Genomic DNA, 16,306 nt, shown 5'->3' on the forward strand with positions numbered 1-16,306 from the left:
ATCGGCGGTGACTGATACCTTTTCAGCATAACGAAAATGAAAATTCAGTATCCACAATTGAGGTGAAACAATCATAGCGTCTGAAAAGGAGAAACTATGAAAACACGTACTTTATCTCAAAATCTTACCGTCAGTACCGTCGGCTACGGTGCCATGGGTCTGAGTGAATTTTATGGCCAGACTGATGACAAAGACTCACTACAGGTATTGCATAGCCTCATCGATCTGAACGTGACGTTTATTGATACCGCGAATTTATATGGCCGTGGCCATAATGAAAGGCTAATCGGTCACTTTCTTGCCGGGCTGGATAAAAACACTCGCGACCAGTTCAAAATCGCCACGAAGTGCGGCATCGATCGCTCTCCTGACGATTCCTACGCCCGCACCATCAACAATACGCCGGACTATATCATCCGCTGCTGTAACGAATCCCTTAAGCGGCTTGGCGTGGAGCGAATCGACCTCTTTTATCTTCACAGAGTGAGTAACGCAACCCCGATCGAAGAGAGTATGGATTGTCTGCGCACCCTTGTTAAAGAGGGCAAGATCAACCACATCGGCCTTTGCGAAGTGTCGGCTTCCACGCTGCAACGGGCTCATGCCGTGCATCCGGTCACCGCGTTGCAAACAGAATATTCTCTGTGGACACGCGACATCGAGGAAAGCATTTTGCCGGTCGTGAAAGCGCTAGGTATTGGTCTGGTGCCCTACTCACCTCTTGGCAGAGGCTTCCTGACGGGAAAATACCTGAACAACAACGATTTTGCAGAAGGTGATTTCCGCAAGAATAACGAACGATTTGTTCAGTCCAGCCTCGATCACAATCGCCAGTTGCTCGATATCATCACCCCGCTGGCGACAAAATACGGCTGTACCGCAGGTCAGATTGCGCTTGCCTGGCTGTTAGCACAATACGATCGGCTGGTTCCCATTCCGGGTACTAAGCACGTCAGCTATCTGGCCGAGAACGCGCGCGCTGCCGATATTGTGCTTGAGAAGAGCGATATCGAATCGTTGAACAACCTTCATCGCCGGGTAGCGATCAAAGGCGAGCGTTATTCTGCCGAAGGTATGAAGGGCGTGAATGCCTGATACAGCATCCTGAAAATAAAAAACCGGGTTTCCCCGGTTTTTTTATATCCACAGATACGCCGTTAGCGATAAACGCTCAACGCGACGCCTTCCCCGCCGTCACCGTACCCTCTTTTCGGAAGACTGGCTTCAGTTTCGTCAGACATTGCGTATCTACGGGCAATCCCGCATTCAATGCCGACTGTCGGGCCGGGTTCTGGCCGCACCCCGCAGTAAGAACCTGTCCCATAATGATCTGGGAGATATCACTGGCTTCTACGTCAGATTCTTTCAGGAGCGCCTGAAAGACGCGGCTTCCCAGGTCAGAGGCTGAATGCTCCGCAAGTGCGCCCTGAAATGCGCCCGTCGCCGTGCGGCGGGCTGCAATAATAACAATCTCGCTCATGCGCACTTCCCTTTAGTCCTGGCAAAGTATGGCCCGTCGCGGCCATTAATTTGACTCATAAGATTTCTCCATACGGGATTGTTTTGCGGTCAACGTTGATGGAATAACCGCGACAAGCAGAACGGACAGACCGATGGCCGAACCGGCAACGATATACAGGAGCGGCATTGAAAATGCTGAAACCATCCAGGCACCGACTGACGCACCGATACCAATGGCAGTATTGAAGAATGAAACGTAGATTGCGGAGGCCGGGAAAGCTTTATCCTCTGCCATACGTAAAACCCACGTCTGGAAGCCGACAAATATTCCTGATACGGCGACACCCCAGACAACCATACTGGTGAATATCAACGCAGCAGAGAGCGAAGAACCAGACAGGCCCAGGAACAGCAGCACCGCACAGATCAGCAGTACAGACAAAGAGACCGTCAGCTTGAGATACTTATCAATCAACACGCCGGTCAGGAAATTACCTGCCAGACCCGCGATGCCGTAAACAAAAAGCACAGCAGGAATAATGGCGGTGGACAGTAAACTCTGCGTGTGTAGCCAGGGTTCAATGTACGTAAAGGCGGCAAAGTGCGCCGTCACAGCCAGCAAGGTTGCTGAATAAATTTTCCATAATGTTGACGATTTCAGCACGCCTTTAAGCGCATCCAGCCCGAGCGCGCTTCTGCTGGTAATTCTGGGAACCAGAACGCTAATACCCACAAAGGCAATTACGCTCAGCGCGGCCATCAGCCAAAATGCCTGCCGCCAGCCGAAGTGGATACCAATATAGTTGGATACCGGTACGCCAAAAACGCTTGCTGCGGAAACACCACCAAATACGATTGACGTCGCCGCCCCTATATATCTGGCAGGGACCATAGCCACCGCCGTTGCGCCGATCATCGCCCAGAATGCGCCGTGAGCGAGCGCACCCAGTACGCGGGCGCTAAGCAGCATGCTGTACGTGTGTACCGTCGCAGCCATAACGTTAGAGACCAGAAGCACCACGGTGAGCACAAGTAAAAGCCGCTTCTTGGCTACATTCCCCAAAAAGACGGAGGCAAACAGCGCACTTAACGCCCCCACCCAGGCATAAAGCGACACGGTCATGCCCACCGCAGATTCCGAAGACTGTAGCCCCTCTGCGATTGGCGTTAATAACCCGACTGGCGCCAGTTCGGTGGTGACAATAGTAAAGGTTGAAATAGCCAGAATGAATAAAGCAAGCCATGACCTTAACGTCATATTTTGCAAAGAGAGTTCTGAAGTCATACTACTTACCTCAATAAGGATTTAAATAATGTGCCAGTTTTTTTCAGTTGCATATCTGGTAAGCGCGGAATGCTCTCCCACACATAATCTCTGTTCAGGGTTTCCCTTGGCACACCGTCTTTCACGTCGGTGCGAAAACGAGACATATAGCGTTGAAGACGATCGTTTTGATTATTTTCCCTGCACCAGAAATCATAGAAATCAAACATGCTTTTAATATTTATAAGCGTTTCATCAACATCAAAAAAAGCGGCATGTTTACGCAAACTTTATTCCTCGTAGTTTTTTCTTCGACTCTTAACTGGAAAATCTTTATCCGTACCAGACACGCCTGCATCCGCCCAGCGGGAAGGCGCAATTTCAGAAACCACCACGGAAATTTTATCCAGCGGCGCACCCGTGTTTTTGTGAACGGCAAATGTAATATCTTCCTGGAGTCTGATGATTTGATTTTCATCTTTCGCAGGCCAGGTCATAACATGAACAAATGGCATACTTTTCTCACTCTATAGTTGTAAATTCATCGAACGTGAGCCGGGCTCGTTTCTTATGTAATGGTTTCATCGCGCCACTGACGGTACTGCTGATAGTTATGCGCAGGCACTTCGACGTGTCGGAGTTGGATATAATTTGATTGTGGCAAGCTATTTTTATTATCAATTGGGGATTCAACAAACTTAAGCAGTTCGCGACGTATATCGGCAGAAAGAACTTCAGAGAAACGATGGAACATGGATTCCATTTCACTTTCAACCCATGCGATTTCTTTAATATCGTTGAATGCGCGTAATTCCAGCAATTCATTTACGCCGTTTTCTTCACAGGTATAGTAGCGAACGTTTTCATCGCTTTTTAAGGAAGTAAATTCTTTTTCAGAAAAAGTGTTTTTTAATGGGAAGCGTGATACCAGTACATATTTAGACGACATAATTACTCCGAATATTGATTAAGTGAGGATTCGGATAGAAATTTATCAATACAGGAAACTATTGGAATTGTTAAATTTGTAATATATTTTTTGTATTACTGTTAAAACGGGTTTTGCTGTCAGCATTTAGCGTGTAATATCGAAATGGAAAAAAGACGAAATACCTTTTCGCATTTAGGACCCACGTATGGCCTCAGCAGAACATTTAATCAGCAATAACCTGCCCAGTATCAAACAATTACAATGCTTTCTTGCTGTTGCACATGAACTGAACTTTCGTAAGGCTGCCGAACGTCTGCGCATGACTCAACCGCCTCTGACGCGTCAGATAAAATGCCTTGAAGCGGTGTTGAAACGTCAGTTGTTCAGTCGCAGCACGCATGACGTTAGCCTCACTGAAGCAGGTCGAGCGCTGGTCGTTCAGGCTGAAAAAATACTCAAAGACATCAGCAGCTTAAAAGAAGATCCTCACTCTTCAGAAACGAGTCTGCGCATCGGTCTCACGCGCACGCTTAATTTTGAATATATTGAACCTGTAAATACCCAGCTTCAAAAAATGAACGCGGGAGATGACGTTGAAACGCCCGACCTGACGTCAGCACAGCTGCTGCAAAGCTTGTCTAAAAATATGCTGGATCTGGTGCTGACCGGGGAAAAAGGAACGGGTCATGAAGACATTGTTCAATACCGCTGGGTCTGCCAGGAACCGTTGCTCATCGCAATGCCTTCTTTACATCCTGCCAGTCTGAAAGAGAAAGTCTCGCTGGAAGACATTAGCGATCTTCCACTTTTTTGGTTTTCGAGAAGCGCCAATCCGTCATTCTATGACAAATGCGAAAGTTACTTTGACACACTGAAAACGCCGCTGAAGCGTATTAAAGAGCCGGATGATTCCCTCGTGATGCTAAGCCGTATCGCAAGAGGGAAAGGGTTTGCGCTACTGCCTCAGTCAAAATGCACCTTCAATCAGGAGGGGCTATGCTACCGCGAGCTAACGGACGATGAGGCAAAGAGATTAAATATTGATATCTATGCCGCAACTCGCCTCAATGAAAACAGAGAGGAGATCCTGAACGCTCAGAATTTCTTGTGCGGCAAAAAGGCTTAATGCAGATAAAACACACCTTCTTCCGGCAGGAAGAGCTGGTTATAGCGTAACTGGAAGGCGTTAAGCTCCTGCGGATCGGGCTCCATTTCGCGCATAAAGCCAAGTGCCAGACGAATTTGCGCATCGGTAATGGGTGCGGCAAGGCGAGCTTTACGCAGCATACGGTACCAGGTATGCAGATTCTCTTCGCTACCATCAACAATACAGACCTGCCAGATAAGCAGCACCTGCGCGGCGTTTTGCAGATGCGCCTCGTCAGGTCGCTCAAGGTAGCGGATAAACTCATTGCCCGGCGTTTTACCGAACTGGTCGATCATTGATTCTACCGGCATCGGGGTGATCCCCAGCCGCTCGCTTAAACGTTTGATGGCGCGGCGGGAATCTGAAGTCAGGACGCGAAATCCCACCACAAACACCACGGCAAGCGTTGCCAGCATTATCCAGACCATGCGTTCTCCTTAGACTAGCCGCTCATCATAGCGGGAAACGCACCGTGTCGACAGCGGGTACGGCCAGAATAGTGAACCGAAAAAAGCTGGATAAATGCGATGAAAGCAATCCCGCGCAGGCGTGGCTGCGCGGGCTGTTGCTGGAGACCAGTCAGCGCGCCTGAAGCCCTTTCAGCAGCGCCTCGTGGAAGCGGGCAGGATCCTGCATCTGCGGCGCGTGGCCCATGTCGTTAAATTCAACCAGCGTCGCGTGCGGGATACGCTTCGCCGTCTCTTTGCCCAGCATGGCGTAGTTACCGAGCGTCTTGCGGATCTCCGGTGGGGCGAGATCTTTCCCGATGGCGGTGTTGTCCTTCGTGCCGATCATCAATAATACCGGCATCTTCAGCTCGCTAAATTCATAGACAACCGGCTGGGTATAAATCATGTCGTAGAGCAGCGCCGAGTTCCACGCCACGCGCGCTTTGCCCGGCCCGTTGTTCAGCCCGGCAAGCATGGTGACCCAGCGCTCGTATTCCGGCTTCCACTCCCCGGCGTAGTAGGTGTTTTTCTCGTACTGACGAATGCCGTCGGCGCTGACCTTCAGTTCGCGCTGGTACCACTGGTCGACCGTAATGTGCGGCACGCCGCGGGCTTTCCAGTCTTCCAGGCCAATCGGGTTCACCATCACCAGCTGCTCTACCTGCTGCGGCCACATTAGCGCGTAGCGGGTCGCCAGCATGCCGCCGGTCGAATGGCCAATAACCGTGACGCGATCGACGCCCAGCGTTTTCAGCAGCGCGTGGGTGTTATCCGCCAACTGCTGGAAGGTGTACTGATAATGCTCCGGCTTGGTGGATTTGCAGAAGCCGATCTGGTCGGGTGCGATCACGCGATACCCGCTGGCTGAAAGCGCGCGGATCGTGCCGTCCCAGGTACCGGCGCAGAAGTTTTTGCCGTGCATCAGCACCACGGTGCGGCCGTTGGGTTTTTCCGGCTTCACGTCCAGGTAAGCCATATCCAGAGGCTGGTTCTGCGAGGTAAAGGTAAAATGTTTTACCGGCCAGCCGTAGTCAAAACCTTCCAGCTTCTCGCCGTAGGTGGGGGCATCCGCAGCCATTGCGGGGGACGCCAGCGCCATCAACAGCGCCAGGCAGGACAATCGTCGGGTCAACATGCAAGCTCTCCGTTAGCAAAGGGGCTAAGGCTGCACGAAAGGCGGCAGCAAAAAACACTGTAGAGCATGGAGAGGAGTGGGTGTGTAAAGCGGGGTAAAGGTAGGACGTGCATATAAAAAAGCCCGGCATCACACACCGGGCAAAGAAGTCACCTGCACACTCAGGCTACTTTTAATTTCTGCGCACGATTCTCACGGCGAATCTTACGTTCTTCCAGCACCGCGACCATCGCCATCAGGACGATACAGCCAATCGCTGCTGCATCCAGCGCGGCGAAGGTGCCCGCCCAGCCGGTGAGGCCGAAAATCGGCGTGCCGTCGGCGATCATCCCCAGACCCAGCTTGGCGAAGCTGTCGCCGATCAGGTAGGCGAAGGTGCCCTTAATCCCGTCGGCGGCGCCGATCGCTTTTTTCGGGACGAAGCCCACTGCCGCCACGCCGATCAACAGCTGCGGACCGAACACCAGGAAGCCGAGCGCGAACAGGGAGGCCAGGTAAACGTACTGGTTGCTGGCGTGCTGGTAGACGCCGAGGGTGGCGATAATCAGCGCCAGCGCGACGCAGGCCACCAGCGCGCGACGGCCATTGGCGAGGTCAGAGAGCCAGCCCCACAGCAGCGTGCCGACCAGCGCCCCCACTTCGAACAGGGTGAAGCCCTGAATCGCCACTTCTTTAGAAAGCTTCAGCTCCTGGAAGGCATACACGGTTGACCACTGGTCGATACCGATGCGTACCACGTAGAGGAAGATGTTCGAGAAACATAACAGCCAGATCACTTTGTTTTTCAGTACGTATTCAACAAAGATCTGCCATTTGGACATTTCGTTTTCTTCGGTCTCTTTGTCCTCTTCGCTGATCTCCTCCCCGAACAGCTCTTCGGCTTTGCCGAGGCCGTAGGATTCCGGGGAATCGCTGCCGTAGCGCAGGCCGATAAAGCCGACAATCAGGGCAATAATCGACGGGAAGATAAACATGCCGATCACGTGGCCGTCGAACAGATAGTTGGCACCGAACAGCGCCACGCCTGCCGCACCCGCCCCGCCGAGGTTGTGGGAGATGTTCCACATGCCGAGGTATGAACCCCGCTTGCGGCGCGGCGTCCATTTGGTGATGGTGGAGTAGCTGCACGACCCGCCGGTACTCTGGAAGAAACCGCTCAGGGCGTAGAAGGCGATCATCAGGAACAGGCTGACGGAGCCTGCGCCCATGCTGGCGCTGAAGCCGAGCATGCAGATGGCGGAGAGGATCAGCATAAACGGCAGGAACTGCTTGGTGTTTTTGCCGTCCGCGTAGTAGGACACGACGGTTTTCCCCACGCCGTAGGTGATGGAGAAGCCCAGGCCGATCATCCCCAGTTGCGTCATGCTCAGCCCGTAGGTCGAGATCATGTCGTTCTGCGCGATGTTAAAGTTTTTGCGGATCAGGTACATGGTCAGGTAGCCAATAAAGACCACCAGATAGGACTGCATGAACGGTTTGAACCACATCTTACGCCGCACGTCGAGCGGCAGATCCAGGGTCGGCTTGCGCACCTGATTGAGGAAGGCCAGCATGGTTGGTTTACTCCTGAGCTGATTTTTGCAGCATTGTAAAAATCAGCCGGGAGAGATGCCTGAGACAGCTTCCAGGTGAAACCGGGAAAATGTCTTAGTTTTTCACCCTTCGGCAGCAAAAGGTGAAGCGCGTCACGCTTCGCGCGGTGCCTGGGCGTGCAAAAACGGCAGCAGCAGCAGGGCGGAGATCCCCGCCGCGATGGCGATCACCGCGAAGAAACCGCTCCAGTGCCAGACGTCGATCACCCGCGCCAGCGGCCAGCCGGAGAGCGATGCGCCAAGGTAGGCAAACAGCCCGACAAAGCCCGTCGCCGCGCCTGCCGCCTCCTTGTGCGAGCACTCCGCCGCCGCCATGCCGATCAGCATCTGCGGGCCAAAAACGAAGAAGCCGATGGTGAAGAAGCACGCCGCCTGCATCACGTAGCTGGCGAACGGCATCAGCCACAGCGAGCCGACGGAGAGCAAAATCCCGGCGGCGAAAATGAGGTTCATCGGACCACGGTTGCCGTTGAACAGCTTATCCGAGCCCCAGCCCGCCACCAGCGCGCCGATAAACCCGCCCAGCTCGAACATCGTCACCGCCGAGTTAGCGGTCACCAGATCCACGCCCAGCGTCTCGGACATGTACAGGTTGCCCCAGTCGTTGATGGCCGCCCGCACCACGTAGACCAGCACGTAGCAGAGCGACAGCAGCCAGATGTAGGGGTTTTTCAGCACGTATCGGGTGAGGATCTCCTGGCGGGTCAGCCCCGCGCCCTCCTGCTGCTGGGCGATCTCCATCTCGTCGTGCCGCCAGTCGCCCACCGGCGGAAGGCCGACGGTTTGCGGCCTGTCGCGCAGGCGCCAGCAGAGGAACAGCCCGGCGACAATCGCGAGGCCACCGGCAATCATCATCCCGGCCCGCCAGCCGTAGTGCAGCGCCGCCGCGCCTACCACCATCGGGATCAGCGCCCCGCCGACGTTATGCGCGGTGTTCCAGATTGCCCACCAGCCGCCGCGCTCGTTACGTGAGTACCAGGCGGTGAGCAGACGAGCGCAGACCGGCGCGCCCCAGCCCTGGAAAAAGGCGTTCAGCGCCCACAGCAGGGCGAAGGCCCACAGCGAGGTGGAGAAGCCAAACAGGATGTTCACCACGCCGGTGGCGATCAGCCCTACGCCCATAAAATAGCGCGCATTGGAGCGGTCGCTGACGATGCCGGAGAAGAACTTCGACAGGCCGTAGGTGATGTAAAACAGCGTCGCCAGCAGGCCGATGTCGGTGCGCGCCATCACGCCGCTGGCGAGGATTTCCGGCGCGGCGGCGTTGAAGCTTTTGCGGGTGAAGTAGAACAGCGCGTAGCCGAGCCAGATGGTTATCAGGATATGGCGACGCCAGTAGCGGTAGCGGGCGTCGATTTCCGCTTTGTTGCTTAGCGGGGCGGCGCTGGCGGGGGTTTTAAACATGCATCGTCCTTAACGGCAAACTGACGCTGACGCGCGTCCCGTTGGTGCAGGAGAGGGTCAGCGTGCCGCCCAGCGCCTTTACGCGCTCGCGCATGCCCGCCAGACCAAACCCCTGCTGGCCGGAGCCAGGCGGCAGGCCGCAGCCGTCGTCTTCAATCACCAGCATCAGGCGCTCGTCCTGCTGCCAGCCCTGGATCGTCACCGCGCTGGCGCTGGCGTGTTTGACGATGTTGTTTAGCCCTTCCTGACAGACGCGGAACAGCGTCACGCGCTGGCCTTCGCTCAGCGCAGGTTCGTTAATGCGCCAGTCGAGATGGCTGACAATCCCGCGGCTCTCCAGCTCCATCTCGCGCATCAGGGAACGCACCGCCTGCTCAAGCGACAGGTCGTCAAGCTGGCGCGGGCGCAGCCGTCCTAACAGGCGACGAACGGAATCATAGACACCCAGCGAAAGCTGTTCGATATGCGCCCCGCCCTGCTTCACGCCTGCGTTTTCTGCTGCCAGACGCTGAACAATGCCCGCCTGGGTGCGAATGGCGGTGATGGTCTGGCCGATATCATCGTGCAGCTCGCGGGCGACCTCCTGCCGCACGCTCTCTTCGGTTTCCAGCAGACGCTCCGCCAGGCGGCGGTTGCGCGCCAGCTCGGCTTGCAGGGACTGGTTCAGCTCGCGCAGGCGCTGAATGCCCGCCCCGAGCAGCAGCCCGGTCAGGCTCTGGGCCAGCAGGGACAGCAGTAAATCAACAGGATGATCGTGCCAGGTCTGGCTGGCGATCAGCGCGATGGCGTTCATCAGCGTGGCAATCAGCGCCCCCTGCCAGCCGTAGTGCCAGGCCAGGGCGATAATCGGCAGCGCCAGACAAAACGGCGTGAAGCGTGAAAGCTCGGCGGGCAGACCAAGCTGCAACCACAGGCTCACCACAAACAGCAGCAGATACCAGATGAGGTGCCGGGCGCGCCAGTTCACCGGTTGCGATACCAGCGCCGGGCCGAGCGGCTGCCAGACGGTGCTGGTGAGATAGTGCCAGAAAACCAGGCAGGTCGGCGCCAGCGTCAGGCCGCCGGTAAGGGTCAGCAGCAGGGCGTTAAGCACCTCCTTTTCGCCCACCCACGGCAGGGACTGCAACAGCGCGGCGGCAATCAGCGCCGCCCCCTGACGCAGCAGCGTGCGCCAGTCGCGCTGGTGACGGTAGCGGGAAATCAGCGCAACGGGGAGAAGCGTGAGCAGGCTTCCGGTCATCAATAAGGGCAGATTCGCCAGAGCGACTTCCTGCGCCAGCCAGATCAGCATCAGCCACTCTGCGCCGAATAAAACGGGCCAGTAGCCGCGCGGGCATTGCAGCATCAGCCCCAGACGCAGGCCGAAGGGAAACAGCAGCACCGCCAGTTCGGGGCGCTCGACAAGATGCAGGCTGATACTCCACAGGCAGAACCAGGCGGCGGAGAAGATGAAAAAGCTGGCAACGACGGCGATCAGCCGTGAAAACAGGGAATTCATTGCCAGCTGTCAAACATACGGCGCGCCAGCTCGACATCGTTACTGACGTTGAGTTTTTCCATCAGGTTGGCGCGGTGAACGTGCACGGTTTTTGGCGACAGCCCCAGCTCTACGGCGATCTCTTTCACCGACATGCCCTGGGCAAGTTTCTCTGCCACCTGACGCTCGCGCCTGGTGAGCGGATCCTGCCGTCCCGCCGCCAGCTTGATGGCGATATCCGGCGTCAGGTAGCAGCCGCCGGTGGAGACGGTGCGCACGGCGGCAATCAGCTCGTCGGGGCTACAGCGTTTAGAGAGAAAGCCGCGCGCGCCCGCGTTGAGCGCCTGCTCGACCAGCGCCGGGCTGTCGTGGACCGAGAGCATGATCGTCGCCATCCCTTTCGGCAGCTGGCTCAACAGCTCCAGCCCGGAGAGGTCGGGCATGGAGATATCGCAGATACAGACCTGCACCCCGCGCCCCGGCAGGCCCGCCAGCGCCTCGCGACCGGAGCCAAACTCGGCCACGACCTGAAAATCCGGTTCGAGGTTCAAAAGCTGGGCAAATCCGGAGCGAACGATAAGGTGGTCGTCGATAAGGGCGATGGTGGTCATGGGTGTTCCTGCGGTCTGAAAACGCCGGATGGCGCTGCGCTTATCCGGCCTACAAGAGCGAAAGACGCTTACCTTAAGCGATCTATTCGAAAAACACCGCAATTTTGTTAAACATGGTGGGATCCGACTGGTTGCGCGCCACTTTGGTGACGTCCTCCAGCTTGTCGATCTGCGCCATCATCTGTTCCAGACGCTGGTCATCGTTCACCAGTAGCCAGATGCGGCTGTGCTCGCTGCCCTGAATCGGCAGGCACAGAATGCCTTCCACGTTAAACGCCCGGCGGGCAAACAGCCCGCAGACGTGGGTCATAACGCCAGGATGGTTGCGGACGGTGAGTTCCAGAATGACGTTTTCATGTTGTTTCTGCATGGCTTATTCCCCCACCATCTCTGTATTGGCCGCACCCGGCGGCACCATCGGATACACTTTTTGTTCAGGGTCGATACGCACGTGGATCAGCGCCGGACCCGGACGAGAAATTGCTTCCTGCAACGCCGCATGGGCGTCTTCTTCGGCGTTCAGATCGCAGGTGTGCAGGCCAAAACCGGCGGCAATCTGCATAAAGTTAATCATCCCCGGATAGGTCGCGGCAAATACCCCCTGCTTGTAGAACAGGCTCTGCTGCTGATGGACCAGGCCCAGCGCCTCGTTGTTCATCAGAATGATTTTGACGTCTAACTGGTTTTCGGCCGCCGTCGCCATTTCCTGAATGTTCATCATCAGGCTGCCGTCACCGGAGAAGCAGATCACCTTGCGGTCCGGGTTGGCGAGCGCCGCACCAACCGCTGCGGGCAGGCCGAAGCCCATGGTGCCAAGGCCGCCGGAGGTCAGCCACTGGCGCGGACGGTTCAGCGGATACGCCTGGGCGGTCCACATCTGATGCTGACCCACGTCAGTAGTGATAATCGCGCTGTCGTCCACACAGGCGGCAACGGCGTTGATAAGTCCATAGTGGCTCAGCGGGTCGCCTTCGGTTGGGATAGCGCCCGGGAACTCGCGTTGCAGATCGGCCACCAGCTGACGCCAGTCGGCGCGCTCGGTTGCCTCCGTCTGCGGGATCAGCTGCGCCAGCACCTCGGCCACGTCGCCCTGGATCGCCACGTGCGGCTGCTTGATTTTACCCAGCTCGGCGCGGTCGATATCCACATGAATGATTTTGGCGTTCGGGCAGAACTGCTCGGTTTTGCCAATCGCCCGGTCATCAAAACGCGCGCCCATAACAATCAGCAAATCTGCCTCTTGCAGGATGTAGTTGGTGCTGCGCGCACCGTGCATGCCCAGCATGCCCAATGACAGCGGGTGCGCTTTGGGCAGCATGCCCAGCGCCATCAGAGTCATGGTGGTCGGCAGGTTGGCTTTTTCCGCAAACTGGCGGATTTCATCCGCGGCGTTGATCGCCCCGCCGCCCAGATAGAGCACCGGGCGTCTGGCGGCGTTAATCATGGCGGCGGCGTCGCGCACGCTTTCAGCGCTGAATTCCGGTGCGGGGGCACGCTCGCCCGGCTCCGGCAGGACGTCGATCTCGATCTCTGCTGTCTGAACATCCTTAGGAATGTCTATCCACACCGGACCCGGGCGGCCAGACTGGGCAATGCGAAACGCATCGCTGATCACCTGAGGAAGCTCGCTGATATCGCGAACTAAATAGTTATGTTTGGTGATGGGGATAGAGATACCGTAGGTGTCGACTTCCTGAAACGCATCGGTGCCGATCATTGAGGACGGTACCTGGCCGGTAATGCAGATCAGTGGAATAGAGTCGAGGCGCGCGTCGGCGATGGCGGTCACCAGGTTAGTCGCGCCCGGCCCGCTACAGGCCATACAGACCGCCGGTTTGCCCTGGGTACGCGCCATGCCCTGAGCGATAAAGCCTGCCCCCTGCTCGTGGCGCGCCAGCACGTGGCGGATCTGGGTGCTTTGGCTTAACGCATCGTACAGCGGCAGCACCGTGCCACCCGGGATGCCCGCAACGGTGGTGATGCCCTGTCGTTCCAGTAAATGAACGATCAGCTGCGCGCCGGTAAAACGCGTCTTTGTGGATGTTGTGCCCGAACTTGCCATGCTCCAGTCCTTTTCTTCTGAGCCAGCCTTCCGGGGAGGGTCCTAAACGAAAAACCCCGCCCGGTTTGCGCCGGCGGGGTTTTGGATTCGTGTGTTGATCCAGTCCCTACGGCGCATTGCCGACGACCACCACCACACGCACGACGACCACTGCGGCTGGTTGCGCAGTTTTTAGTAGGGTCGAAGTGAAGATGGATGAAGTCATTGGGGACCTGTGTTTGGAATCATTGATTGAATTTATACAAACACAGGTTTTCGGATGTGACAATGGAAATATTTTCATCTGCGCAAAAATGCGTCAGGGATCACGTTTCGTTGGTTGGGGGATGACACTCAAAAAAGGGGTTTTTACTCACTCTATAAACAGCGCAGGCGATACCCCAAATCTGGCCGCCAGCTTTTTAATATGGTTCAGAGTAAGCTGTCTCTGACCATTCAGAACCCGTGAAACCATCGATTTACTACCAATTTCATCCTGAAAATCCGAGATTGTCAGTTTGTACTGATCCATCAAGGTTCTTAAAACTGCAATTCCGACGGGAACGGACTCCATCTCCTTGCGTAATGCGACTATCTCTGGCCGATTAGCTTCATAACGGCTAATTCTGGCGCACACAATATCCAGCAAGGGGCTATTGGGCTCGTTCATAAGGAGATACTCAACCAGCTCAAGCGCATCCTTATAATCTTTCTCGCTCGGCTGTTCACCCAGTAAAGGAACGGCCGCAACAAGGGCGTGCGTAGCTTTCATTGCATCAGCGACGATCATCATTTCTTCCCCTTAGTGCGATGTTTCTCCGAAGATACTATTTTCACTTCGTCAGAAAACAAAAAACCTCGCCTAAGCGAGGTTTTTATCAGGGTTTTGCGGTTGGTCGCCGCAGAACACACTGTGTTACGTCAACGCGAAAAGTATACGCGATCGAAGACGAACGCGCAATTCCGGCACGGATTTTGACGTTTTTGAGTATGGATCGCCTTCCAAATTTTGTCCATAAAATACTGTTCATGCATACAGTATTTATCTATACTGAGGGTGTTCGCAGTGAGCGAGGGGGCCGCAGTTTACCGGCGCAACGAAGTCCTGGCTGAAACGGGTGGTGCCGTCAGTGCCTTAACCCCTGAAGTGAGCACACTGTGTTACGTCAATCCAGGTGCTGGTCACAGGCGGCGGAAAGGTACGCCAGCATCGTGCTCCTTTTAACCAAAAGGAGACGCGTATGAGCGTCGTGGATATGGTCATACTTATCCTCAAACTCATTGTTGCTGTATTGCAACTGCTTGATGCTGTCCTGAAATACGTTAAGTGATTCAGGTTCAAGTCGCACCTGAGAGGGGCGGGCAACCGCCCCTCTTTAATAACGAGGGAATGCTATGTCGCGTCTGTTAATTGAGCCTGTCACGCCTGATGAACCAGGGTATATCGCCCTGAAGGCGGAAAGTATCGCGTTGAATTTCAATATGCTGCACAGGCTGGAAGAGAACTGGCAGCGGGGTGAAAACCGCTTTAACGCGCCGGGTGAAAAACTGCTGGGGGCGTTTCTTAACGGCAGACTGGTGGGCGTGTGCGGCCTCAACCGCGATCCGTTTAGCCAGCAGCCGCGCGCCGGACGTATTCGTCATCTTTACGTCAGCGAGAAGTGCCGTGGGCAGGGCATTGGCAAACAGCTTTTGACCGTGGTGATGGCGGATGCCAGCATCTGGTTTGATTTTCTTAATACCTATGCGCCGGAAACCGCGTACGGATTTTATCATCAGGCGGGCTTCCGGCTGGTATCAGACGAACCCCGGGTGACGCACCGCCTTTTTTGTGCGGTGTAAGCGGCTGGCAGCCTCGCCGGGTGAATGTTACAGTTGTATGACATTTCACCAACCGATACGCCATGACCATCACCGTTTTCTGCATTTTACTGTTCGCCGCACTGCTGCATGCCAGCTGGAACGCCATCGTTAAAGCCGGAACGGATAAACTCTACTCTGCGATCGGCGTTAGTGGTTCAGCCGCGGTGATCGCCCTGATTTTACTGCCCTTCTCTCCACAGCCCTCTGCCGCAAGCTGGCCGTTTTTGTTTGTCTCCTGCGCCTTACAGGTGGTGTACACCGTGCTGGTAGCGAAGACCTATCAGGTCTCCGACATGAGCCAGACCTATCCGCTGATGCGCGGCACCGCCCCGCTGCTGGTGGCGCTGATCAGCGTAATGGCGCTCGGCGACCATCTCTCCTGGCTTGCCTGGTCCGGCATTGGGGTCATTTGTCTGTCGATTCTGGCGATGGCGATGAACGGCCGCATGCAGTCACGCAAGGGGGTCTGGCTGGCGCTGCTGAACGCCTGTTTTATCGCCGGATATACGCTGGTGGACGGCACCGGCGTGCGACTCTCGGACACCGCGCTGGGCTACACGCTCTGGACCTTCTTTATGAACGGCTTCTGCCTGCTGAGCTGGGCAATGGTAGCGCGGCGTCGTGAAGCGTCCAGCTACCTGCGCCTGCACTGGAAAAAAGGACTGCTCGGCGGCGTCGGGACGATGGGATCTTACGGTCTGGCGCTCTGGGCAATGACGCAGGCACCGCTGGCTGTGGTCGCGGCACTGCGTGAAACCTCAATTCTCTTTGGCGCATTAATCGCATTTGTGCTTTTAAAAGAGAAGGTTGTGGGCCTGCGCATCGCGGCAGCGCTGGGCATTGCCGCCGGTGCGATCCTGCTGCGTCTGGCGTAAATCACTGGCAACATTAGTTGCCGATCTTGTTTACAAATCCTGCCTTATCCGCTTTT

At 55.9% G+C, this 16,306-nt stretch carries 20 protein-coding genes; 5 read left to right on the forward strand and 15 right to left on the reverse strand.

Going from position 1 to position 16,306, the window contains the following annotated elements; genetic code table 11:
- Nucleotides 1-96 precede the first annotated feature (96 nt).
- Nucleotides 97-1,095, forward strand: a complete 999-nt coding sequence (locus BH712_RS14295) for an aldo/keto reductase (protein WP_006808814.1) — start codon at nt 97-99, stop codon at nt 1,093-1,095.
- A 76-nt stretch (nt 1,096-1,171) separates the two neighbouring features.
- On the opposite strand, the gene BH712_RS14300 is transcribed toward BH712_RS14295, so the two are convergent.
- Genes BH712_RS14300 through BH712_RS25155 form a run of 5 tightly spaced genes read right to left on the reverse strand, consistent with a single transcriptional unit; the run spans nt 1,172 to nt 3,674 of the window.
- A complete protein-coding gene (locus BH712_RS14300; RefSeq protein WP_006808813.1) occupies nt 1,172-1,480 on the reverse strand; it encodes a thiolase family protein in 309 nt (102 codons plus the stop codon).
- Between the two features lie 45 nt (nt 1,481-1,525).
- Nucleotides 1,526-2,746: an MFS transporter gene (locus BH712_RS14305; protein ID WP_006808812.1), complete on the reverse strand. Its 1,221-nt coding sequence runs from the start codon at nt 2,744-2,746 to the stop codon at nt 1,526-1,528.
- 5 nt (nt 2,747-2,751) lie between these two features.
- Nucleotides 2,752-3,012, reverse strand: a complete 261-nt coding sequence (locus BH712_RS24330) for an HAD family hydrolase (RefSeq protein WP_006808811.1) — start codon at nt 3,010-3,012, stop codon at nt 2,752-2,754.
- A gap of 3 nt (nt 3,013-3,015) precedes the next feature.
- Nucleotides 3,016-3,240 carry a 2-hydroxymuconate tautomerase gene (locus BH712_RS14315; protein WP_032673481.1) on the reverse strand — a complete coding sequence of 75 codons (225 nt, stop codon included), beginning with the start codon at nt 3,238-3,240 and terminating at the stop codon, nt 3,016-3,018.
- A gap of 53 nt (nt 3,241-3,293) precedes the next feature.
- The gene (locus tag BH712_RS25155; protein WP_006808809.1) at nt 3,294-3,674 is read right to left on the reverse strand and encodes a hypothetical protein; all 381 of its coding nucleotides are present in this window, start codon (nt 3,672-3,674) and stop codon (nt 3,294-3,296) included.
- Between the two features lie 187 nt (nt 3,675-3,861).
- On the opposite strand from BH712_RS25155, the gene BH712_RS14325 reads away from it, so the two are divergent.
- Nucleotides 3,862-4,782 carry a LysR family transcriptional regulator gene (locus BH712_RS14325; protein ID WP_006808808.1) on the forward strand — a complete coding sequence of 307 codons (921 nt, stop codon included), beginning with the start codon at nt 3,862-3,864 and terminating at the stop codon, nt 4,780-4,782.
- Here BH712_RS14325 and BH712_RS14330 read toward each other — a convergent pair.
- The 10 genes from BH712_RS14330 to BH712_RS14375 all read right to left on the reverse strand — a co-directional run bounded on the left by BH712_RS14330 (nt 4,779) and on the right by BH712_RS14375 (nt 14,305).
- Nucleotides 4,779-5,231 (reverse strand): DUF1198 domain-containing protein, encoded by a 453-nt coding sequence (locus BH712_RS14330; RefSeq protein ID WP_006808807.1) that lies wholly within the window; start codon nt 5,229-5,231, stop codon nt 4,779-4,781. The two genes, BH712_RS14325 and BH712_RS14330, sit on opposite strands and share 4 nt — an antisense overlap.
- A gap of 151 nt (nt 5,232-5,382) precedes the next feature.
- Complete coding sequence (locus BH712_RS14335; RefSeq protein WP_006808806.1) at nt 5,383-6,387, reverse strand: alpha/beta fold hydrolase; 1,005 nt, start codon at nt 6,385-6,387, stop codon at nt 5,383-5,385.
- Nucleotides 6,388-6,548: 161 nt separating this feature from the next.
- Nucleotides 6,549-7,940, reverse strand: a complete 1,392-nt coding sequence (gene uhpT / locus BH712_RS14340) for a hexose-6-phosphate:phosphate antiporter (protein WP_006808805.1) — start codon at nt 7,938-7,940, stop codon at nt 6,549-6,551.
- Nucleotides 7,941-8,072: 132 nt separating this feature from the next.
- Nucleotides 8,073-9,383, reverse strand: a complete 1,311-nt coding sequence (gene uhpC, locus BH712_RS14345) for an MFS transporter (RefSeq protein ID WP_006808804.1) — start codon at nt 9,381-9,383, stop codon at nt 8,073-8,075.
- Nucleotides 9,376-10,881: a signal transduction histidine-protein kinase/phosphatase UhpB gene (gene uhpB, locus BH712_RS14350; RefSeq protein WP_006808803.1), complete on the reverse strand. Its 1,506-nt coding sequence runs from the start codon at nt 10,879-10,881 to the stop codon at nt 9,376-9,378. Before uhpB ends, uhpC begins: the two co-directional genes overlap by 8 nt.
- Complete coding sequence (uhpA, locus tag BH712_RS14355) at nt 10,878-11,471, reverse strand: response regulator transcription factor UhpA (protein ID WP_003861054.1); 594 nt, start codon at nt 11,469-11,471, stop codon at nt 10,878-10,880. The genes uhpB and uhpA overlap by 4 nt, the downstream gene beginning before the upstream one ends.
- An 82-nt stretch (nt 11,472-11,553) precedes the next feature.
- A complete protein-coding gene (gene ilvN / locus BH712_RS14360) occupies nt 11,554-11,841 on the reverse strand; it encodes an acetolactate synthase small subunit (RefSeq protein WP_006808802.1) in 288 nt (95 codons plus the stop codon).
- A 3-nt stretch (nt 11,842-11,844) separates the two neighbouring features.
- Entirely contained in the window at nt 11,845-13,533 is a 1,689-nt protein-coding gene (gene ilvB, locus BH712_RS14365) for an acetolactate synthase large subunit (protein WP_006808801.1), read from the reverse strand.
- A gap of 106 nt (nt 13,534-13,639) precedes the next feature.
- Nucleotides 13,640-13,738 (reverse strand): ilvB operon leader peptide IvbL, encoded by a 99-nt coding sequence (gene ivbL, locus BH712_RS24650; protein ID WP_057979964.1) that lies wholly within the window; start codon nt 13,736-13,738, stop codon nt 13,640-13,642.
- Nucleotides 13,739-13,885: 147 nt separating this feature from the next.
- Nucleotides 13,886-14,305: a helix-turn-helix domain-containing protein gene (locus BH712_RS14375; protein WP_006808800.1), complete on the reverse strand. Its 420-nt coding sequence runs from the start codon at nt 14,303-14,305 to the stop codon at nt 13,886-13,888.
- A 448-nt stretch (nt 14,306-14,753) separates the two neighbouring features.
- On the opposite strand from BH712_RS14375, the gene tisB reads away from it, so the two are divergent.
- From tisB to BH712_RS14390, 3 genes are all read left to right on the forward strand, one after another.
- Complete coding sequence (gene tisB / locus BH712_RS14380) at nt 14,754-14,843, forward strand: type I toxin-antitoxin system toxin TisB (protein WP_045284243.1); 90 nt, start codon at nt 14,754-14,756, stop codon at nt 14,841-14,843.
- A gap of 64 nt (nt 14,844-14,907) precedes the next feature.
- Nucleotides 14,908-15,354 (forward strand): GNAT family N-acetyltransferase, encoded by a 447-nt coding sequence (locus tag BH712_RS14385; protein WP_006808797.1) that lies wholly within the window; start codon nt 14,908-14,910, stop codon nt 15,352-15,354.
- Between the two features lie 62 nt (nt 15,355-15,416).
- Entirely contained in the window at nt 15,417-16,250 is an 834-nt protein-coding gene (locus BH712_RS14390) for an EamA family transporter (protein ID WP_006808796.1), read from the forward strand.
- Nucleotides 16,251-16,306: the final 56 nt, after the last annotated feature.

Source organism: Enterobacter hormaechei ATCC 49162, from assembly GCF_001875655.1.
Taxonomy (GTDB): domain Bacteria; phylum Pseudomonadota; class Gammaproteobacteria; order Enterobacterales; family Enterobacteriaceae; genus Enterobacter; species Enterobacter hormaechei.

Excerpts from the sequence above, each read along its gene's own strand:
- uhpC (WP_006808804.1), bottom strand. The coding sequence starts at position 9,383 with ATGTTTAAAACCCCCGCCAGCGCCGCCCCGCTAAGCAACAAAGCGGAA.
- ilvN (WP_006808802.1), bottom strand. The coding sequence starts at position 11,841 with ATGCAGAAACAACATGAAAACGTCATTCTGGAACTCACCGTCCGCAAC.
- BH712_RS14325 (WP_006808808.1), top strand. The coding sequence starts at position 3,862 with ATGGCCTCAGCAGAACATTTAATCAGCAATAACCTGCCCAGTATCAAA.
- ilvB (WP_006808801.1), bottom strand. The coding sequence starts at position 13,533 with ATGGCAAGTTCGGGCACAACATCCACAAAGACGCGTTTTACCGGCGCG.
- BH712_RS14295 (WP_006808814.1), top strand. The coding sequence starts at position 97 with ATGAAAACACGTACTTTATCTCAAAATCTTACCGTCAGTACCGTCGGC.
- BH712_RS14330 (WP_006808807.1), bottom strand. The coding sequence starts at position 5,231 with ATGGTCTGGATAATGCTGGCAACGCTTGCCGTGGTGTTTGTGGTGGGA.
- uhpB (WP_006808803.1), bottom strand. The coding sequence starts at position 10,881 with ATGAATTCCCTGTTTTCACGGCTGATCGCCGTCGTTGCCAGCTTTTTC.
- BH712_RS14390 (WP_006808796.1), top strand. The coding sequence starts at position 15,417 with ATGACCATCACCGTTTTCTGCATTTTACTGTTCGCCGCACTGCTGCAT.
- BH712_RS14335 (WP_006808806.1), bottom strand. The coding sequence starts at position 6,387 with ATGTTGACCCGACGATTGTCCTGCCTGGCGCTGTTGATGGCGCTGGCG.
- BH712_RS25155 (WP_006808809.1), bottom strand. The coding sequence starts at position 3,674 with ATGTCGTCTAAATATGTACTGGTATCACGCTTCCCATTAAAAAACACT.
- BH712_RS14300 (WP_006808813.1), bottom strand. The coding sequence starts at position 1,480 with ATGAGCGAGATTGTTATTATTGCAGCCCGCCGCACGGCGACGGGCGCA.
- BH712_RS14385 (WP_006808797.1), top strand. The coding sequence starts at position 14,908 with ATGTCGCGTCTGTTAATTGAGCCTGTCACGCCTGATGAACCAGGGTAT.
- BH712_RS14305 (WP_006808812.1), bottom strand. The coding sequence starts at position 2,746 with ATGACTTCAGAACTCTCTTTGCAAAATATGACGTTAAGGTCATGGCTT.
- uhpT (WP_006808805.1), bottom strand. The coding sequence starts at position 7,940 with ATGCTGGCCTTCCTCAATCAGGTGCGCAAGCCGACCCTGGATCTGCCG.
- BH712_RS14375 (WP_006808800.1), bottom strand. The coding sequence starts at position 14,305 with ATGATGATCGTCGCTGATGCAATGAAAGCTACGCACGCCCTTGTTGCG.
- BH712_RS14315 (WP_032673481.1), bottom strand. The coding sequence starts at position 3,240 with ATGCCATTTGTTCATGTTATGACCTGGCCTGCGAAAGATGAAAATCAA.
- tisB (WP_045284243.1), top strand. The coding sequence starts at position 14,754 with ATGAGCGTCGTGGATATGGTCATACTTATCCTCAAACTCATTGTTGCT.
- ivbL (WP_057979964.1), bottom strand. The coding sequence starts at position 13,738 with ATGACTTCATCCATCTTCACTTCGACCCTACTAAAAACTGCGCAACCA.
- uhpA (WP_003861054.1), bottom strand. The coding sequence starts at position 11,471 with ATGACCACCATCGCCCTTATCGACGACCACCTTATCGTTCGCTCCGGA.